This window comes from Chamaesiphon sp. OTE_20_metabat_361 (genome assembly GCF_031364565.1).
Genome location: NZ_JANLWO010000815.1, coordinates 1 through 5,440, shown reverse-complemented (window position 1 = coordinate 5,440; position 5,440 = coordinate 1). Strand labels below are relative to the sequence as shown.

Annotated in this window: 6 protein-coding genes and 3 pseudogenes; 7 read left to right on the top strand and 2 right to left on the bottom strand. The window is 45.4% G+C overall.

All coding sequences use genetic code 11. The annotated features are described in order from the left end of the window. The 5 genes and pseudogenes from RMO35_RS22890 to RMO35_RS25475 all read left to right on the top strand — a co-directional run. Window positions 1-1,180 (top strand): TrpB-like pyridoxal phosphate-dependent enzyme (locus tag RMO35_RS22890; RefSeq protein WP_309744667.1); only part of this gene is annotated, 1,180 nt, incomplete at its 5' end. An 18-nt stretch (window positions 1,181-1,198) separates the two neighbouring features. Further along, the gene (locus RMO35_RS22885; protein ID WP_309744665.1) at window positions 1,199-1,321 is read left to right on the top strand and encodes a hypothetical protein; all 123 of its coding nucleotides are present in this window, start codon (window positions 1,199-1,201) and stop codon (window positions 1,319-1,321) included. Window positions 1,322-1,351: 30 nt separating this feature from the next. Beyond that, entirely contained in the window at window positions 1,352-2,110 is a 759-nt protein-coding gene (locus RMO35_RS22880) for a glucose 1-dehydrogenase (RefSeq protein ID WP_309744663.1), read from the top strand. Window positions 2,111-2,201: 91 nt separating this feature from the next. Beyond that, window positions 2,202-2,957 carry an SDR family oxidoreductase gene (locus RMO35_RS22875; protein ID WP_309744661.1) on the top strand — a complete coding sequence of 252 codons (756 nt, stop codon included), beginning with the start codon at window positions 2,202-2,204 and terminating at the stop codon, window positions 2,955-2,957. A gap of 51 nt (window positions 2,958-3,008) precedes the next feature. Beyond that, a pseudogene (locus tag RMO35_RS25475) lies at window positions 3,009-3,158 on the top strand (glycosyl transferase family 1); the annotation flags it as partial. Between the two features lie 18 nt (window positions 3,159-3,176). On the opposite strand, the pseudogene RMO35_RS22870 reads toward RMO35_RS25475, so the two are convergent. Further along, a pseudogene (locus RMO35_RS22870) lies at window positions 3,177-3,527 on the bottom strand (ATP-dependent RecD-like DNA helicase); the annotation flags it as partial. Between the two features lie 177 nt (window positions 3,528-3,704). Between RMO35_RS22870 and RMO35_RS22865 the strand changes: the two are divergent. Together RMO35_RS22865 and RMO35_RS22860 are read left to right on the top strand one after the other, a co-directional pair. After that, entirely contained in the window at window positions 3,705-4,595 is an 891-nt protein-coding gene (locus RMO35_RS22865) for a DUF1186 domain-containing protein (RefSeq protein ID WP_309744659.1), read from the top strand. A gap of 122 nt (window positions 4,596-4,717) precedes the next feature. Continuing rightward, entirely contained in the window at window positions 4,718-4,930 is a 213-nt protein-coding gene (locus RMO35_RS22860) for a hypothetical protein (protein WP_309744657.1), read from the top strand. Between the two features lie 182 nt (window positions 4,931-5,112). Here RMO35_RS22860 and RMO35_RS22855 read toward each other — a convergent pair. Then, window positions 5,113-5,440, bottom strand: a pseudogene (locus tag RMO35_RS22855) (DNA topoisomerase I); the annotation flags it as partial.

Sequence of the window (5,440 nt, the reverse complement as noted above, 5' to 3'; positions counted from 1 at the left end):
CCAAGAACGGTGGATTGAGATCCCTGACGAAGTACGATCGATCTATCAACAATGGCGACCTACTCCCCTGTACCGTGCCCGCCGACTGGAAAAAGCTCTCGATACGCCTGCTAAGATTTACTACAAATATGAAGGCGTTAGTCCCGCTGGTAGCCATAAACCCAATACTGCCGTCGCCCAAGCCTATTACAACAAACAAGCAGGCATCAAACGGCTCATCACCGAAACCGGAGCCGGACAGTGGGGATCTTCACTGGCTTTTGCTGGTGCGCTATTTGGGCTAGAAGTTGTGGTTTATATGGTGAAAGTCAGCTACAACCAAAAACCCTACCGTCGTGCGCTGATGGAAACCTATGGTGCTAAAGTTATCGCCAGCCCAAGCACCGAAACTCAAGCTGGTCGATCGATTCTCGCGACACATCCCAATAGTACGGGTAGTTTGGGCATTGCGATTAGTGAGGCTGTAGAAATTGCGGCGGCTGACGAACAGAGCAAATATGCTTTAGGTAGCGTACTCAATCACGTTCTGCTCCATCAAACTGTCATCGGTCAAGAAGCTTTAGTCCAAATGGAAATGGCTGGGGATTATCCAGATTTGGTAATTGGCTGCACGGGTGGCGGTAGTAACTTTGCTGGCATTGCGTTTCCATTTCTAGGTGCCAAATTGCGAGGCGAACGCAACGTGGAAATTATTGCCGTCGAACCCGCTGCTTGTCCGACGCTGACTCGTGGTGAATACACTTACGATTTTGGCGATACAGCGCACTTAACACCCTTGATGAAGATGCACACTTTGGGTAGCACCTTCGTCCCCGAAGGTATTCATGCTGGCGGCTTGCGATATCACGGGATGGCTCCGCTGATGAGTCATGTGGTGGCTCTAGGACTGGCTGAAGCTCGATCGGAATACCAATTAGGTTGTTTTGCGGCAGGGTTGACGTTTGCACGGGCTGAAGGCATTCTCCCTGCCCCAGAAGCGAATCATGCAGTCAAAGCCGCGATCGATGAAGCCCTCAAATGCAAAGAGTCTGGCGAGAGTAAGGTAATTTTATTCAATCTCTGCGGTCACGGTCACTTTGATATGCAGGCATACATGGACTATCAAGCCGGAAAACTTGTAGATACCGAGTATAGTTCGGCAGAAGTAGCTATGGCTCTGGCTGGATTGCCCTCTGTTTAAAATTAGCGATAACGTCGTGTGAGTGGCTCATGGCTCATTCAATCCAAGTTATTTTTTATTAAAACTCCGATGATGAACGAACAGAATAAAGCTTTAATCCTCCAGTTTTACAAAGCCTTTGACGATCGCCATATCGAATGATTTTCTCAACCTATCATACAGGAGACAGCTATGAAGATACTCGAACATAAAGTTGTTTTAGTTACTGGCGGAACTTCGGGAATTGGTAAGGCAACTGCCTTGGCAATGGGTGCAGCAGGTGCCAAGGTAGTTTTTTCGGGCAGACGGGAGGAGGAAGGCGAAGACACCGCCAATTTAATTCGTCAGTCTGGGGCTGAATGCTTATTTGTCCGATCGGATGTAGCGAGTGAAACAGATGTCCAGACACTAATTCAGAAAACAGTCGCAACTTATGGCAGGCTCGATCTTGCCTTCAACAACGCTGGTATCGTGTCACCAGCAAAGCCACTCCACGAGCATTCACTCGAACACTTCGACAACCTAATCGCGATTAACGTGCGGGGTCTATTCTTGTGTATGAAATACGAAATTCAACAGATGTTAACTCAAGGAGCTGGAGTCATCATCAATAATTCTTCAACAAACGGGCTAGTTGGGTTTGCGGGGATAAGTCTTTATGTTGCTAGTAAACATGCCGTGATGGGTCTGACGCGAGCTGCTGCCCTTGACTATGCCAAGCAGGGGATTCGGATTAATGCTGTCAACCCCGGATCGACTGCCACTGAGGGGATGGATCGCTTCGTTAACGAGATGGGGATCGCGACTAGCGATCTTGCCTCGATTGTCCCGATGGGACGAATGGGTCAACCTGAAGAAATTGCCGCCGCCGTTGTGTTCTTGTGCTCTGATGCTGCTAGCTACATCACAGGTCAGTCGCTAGTAGTCGATGGTGGATATACAGCAGGCTGAATCGAGCGAGAAAAAATAACGCAAATCTAGCCGATCTATCGTAAACAGAGTCGGTTCTAGCTGATTTGACAAGTATTGATAGGAGAAAACGATGAAGACACTTGCAGGTAAAGTTGCATTAGTTACAGGCGGAACTTCAGGAATTGGTAAAGCAACTGCACTAGCTTTTGGTGCCGCAGGCGCAAAGGTAGTTTTTTCTGGTAGACGCGAGACTGAAGGTGAAAATATTGCTAACTTAATCCGTGACTCTGGTGCTGAGTGTTTATTTGTACGATCGGATGTAGCTAGTGAAACAGATGTCCGATCGCTAATTCAAAAAACTGTCAAAAGTTACGGTCGGCTCGATATTGCCTTCAATAATGCGGGAATCGAAGGAGTTGCAAACCCACTACACGAGCAATCGATCGAAGACTTCGATCGAGTGATGGCGATTAATCTGCGGGGACTATTTCTGTGCATGAAATATGAAATTCAACAGATGCTAACTCAAGGATCTGGAGTTATTATCAACAATTCTTCAGCAGCCGGATTAGTTGGAATGTCCAGGTTCAGTCCTTATGTTGCGAGCAAACATGCCGTAATGGGGTTGACTCGTGCTGCCGCACTCGACTACGCCAAACAAGGAATTCAGATTAATGCTGTCAATCCAGGTTTTATTGCCACAGAGATAATCGATCGCTTTAGTACTAAAAATCCTGCTATGGAGCAGCAACTTGCGTCGCTTGTCCCAATGGGACGAATCGGGAAGCCTGAAGAAATCGCGGCAACTGTTGTGTTCTTATGTTCTGCTGCTAGCTACATTACTGGTCAATCTTTTGTGGTTGATGGTGGCTATACAGTCACCTAAATGATGAAATTTCTTTAAATATCCTGACCTACCAAATACTAGAAATCGAACATGACTCATTTTAGCATCATCTGCCCTGTCGCCACTGGACATCTCAATCCTATGACTACATTAGGATACGAGCTTCAACAGCGCGGTCATCGCGTTACCTTATTTGGCATTCCTGACGCTCGCGCTAAAACCTTAGCCGTTCAATTAAGCGTTGGCGAAGCCTCTCGTAAGAGAATCGCTATCTTGTTCGATAATTTCTAAAGTATCCAACGCGAAATGCGCCACAATCCGTTTGGCAGTAACGGGGCCGACTCCCTTAATCAAACCACTGCCCAAATACTTCTCAATCCCCGTCAGCGTTGCGGGTTTGGTTTCACTGTATTTGATAACTTGGAATTGTTGCCCGTATTGAAGATGTTCTTTCCAAGTCCCCTGGAGTTGGAGAGTTTGTCCGGCTTGGATATTTGCAAAAATACCGACAATCGTGGTTAACTCGCGAGCGCGAGGTGATTGGAGTCGAGCGACTGTGTAGCCGCTTTCTTCAGAATGAAAGGTAATCCGTTCCACCACTCCAGTCAACGAAACCTGGGGTGTAACTGAAGAATCGCCTAGTGTATTTGTCTGATAAGTAAGTAGACACTACAGTGGGAAAATAATAACAGACTATTTATCTATTTTAACAAATTGAATTATACATCGGCTAATCCTAGCAAGGATGCGATCGGGTAGGCTAAGATCGGTCAAAAACTTGGCATCATGGAATTAACAGAAATCATCGCCGAACTAGAGAACTATAACGGAACATTTCCTCGTCTAGCTTTAGAACGAGCGATTGCAGAGCGGGAAGCTATTACCCCCATATTATTAGCGACGTTAGAGGAATGGAAATCTAAGCTTGAGGAGTTGGCAGAACGCCCTAACTATTTCCTACATATGTATGCCATGTATTTACTTGCACAGTTTAGGGAATCTCAAGCTTATCAACCGATCTTCGAGTTTTTCTCGGTGCCTGGAGAGATCTCAATGGACGTTACTGGAGATCTAGTCACCGAGGATTTAGGCAGAATTCTTGCTAGTGTTTGTGACGGCAATATCGAACCGATCCAGCAACTAATCGAAAATCGGCAAGCAAATGAATATGTTAGAAGTTCTGCTCTCAGTTCGTTAATTATATTAGTCGTTCGAGCAAGCCTCGGACGAGAAGTCGTTATTAAGTATTTTGAGGAACTTTTTTCAACCCGACTCGAACGAGAATATTCCTCTATTTGGACTAATTTAGTGATGGAGAGTGCCGTCCTAGCTCCGATCGAACTCAAACAACAAATCGAGCGAGCTTTTGATGCGGATTTGGTGGATGAGTTCTTTTTCAGTCGAGAGGATGTCGATTACTATATCAACCTCGGACAAGAGGCATCATTGAATGAACTGAGCGATCGCAAGCATTATAATTTGATTCAAGATACAATTTCGGAGATGGAATGGTGGAACTGTTTTCAAGATAAAAAACTGAAAGAGTCAATCAGAAACCCTTTTGGTAAGAGAGATCTAAGTCTATCCCCTGAGAAAATACTAATGTCAACCAAAAAGAAAGCTCAGGGAAAGATGCAAAAACAAGCACGTCGAAAAAATCGAGCAAAGAAAAAATAATGCGATGGACAACTTAACTGGCATATTTACATGAGCGAACCAAACAATAGTAATTTAGACCCAAATGATGATATGACTCCATTAGATAGAGTCAGAAAACAGCTCGTTCGCGTAGCGTCCGCTTGCGGAATCGAATTTTAAGTCGCAACGAACAGCCCGACCCAGAACGACAACAGCAAGTTGAGTTAAAAGCAGAAGTCGAGCGATTGCTGGCAGAACACGATCTCCGTAGCCACCCAATCGATAACAAACGACAAGATGATGATGCCCTTGCCGAGCAACTTAGCGTTGGTGTAGCCTCTCGTAAGAGAATCGCAATATCATTCTGCGGCTAACAGAAATCAAAGGATTACTTGAAAGACAAGAACAAATTTACAAAGAAAAGCAACGAGCCAAGGAGCTTAGAAATAGAGCAATTAGTGAGTATCTCGTTCTGGGTTTTGTTTGGCTGATGGGTGCGTTTACTATGCTGATTTGGTTGCGGTTTTGATTTGACAAAGCAGGAGGTGAAGTACTACTATTTCGTCGATTTAGCCGCATTTGTACCAAGATTACCTAATTTCGGACTCCACCACGCTCCCTCCTTCCCACGAAAATAGGCGACATCCTTGTGTTTGGGCTTACTTCTAGCTTCCGCATCCGAACATCGCAGCATTGATTTGGATTGTCCATCCTTTATGTAACTATATTCCTCCAGCGGTTTCTGGCAAACCGGACAAGGATGTTCGGTAAGTTTCGCTGGCGATGACTGCTCGGTTTTAGGTTGTGGAATCTGCCATTCACTCGATCGATCTGACCAAAACATCACTAACCCTTTACCCTCTGAATCTTTACATCCATCTTCA

Coding starts and splice junctions, on each gene's coding strand:
- RMO35_RS22880 (WP_309744663.1), top strand. CDS start 1,352: ATGAAGATACTCGAACATAAAGTTGTTTTAGTTACTGGCGGAACTTCG.
- RMO35_RS22875 (WP_309744661.1), top strand. CDS start 2,202: ATGAAGACACTTGCAGGTAAAGTTGCATTAGTTACAGGCGGAACTTCA.
- RMO35_RS22865 (WP_309744659.1), top strand. CDS start 3,705: ATGGAATTAACAGAAATCATCGCCGAACTAGAGAACTATAACGGAACA.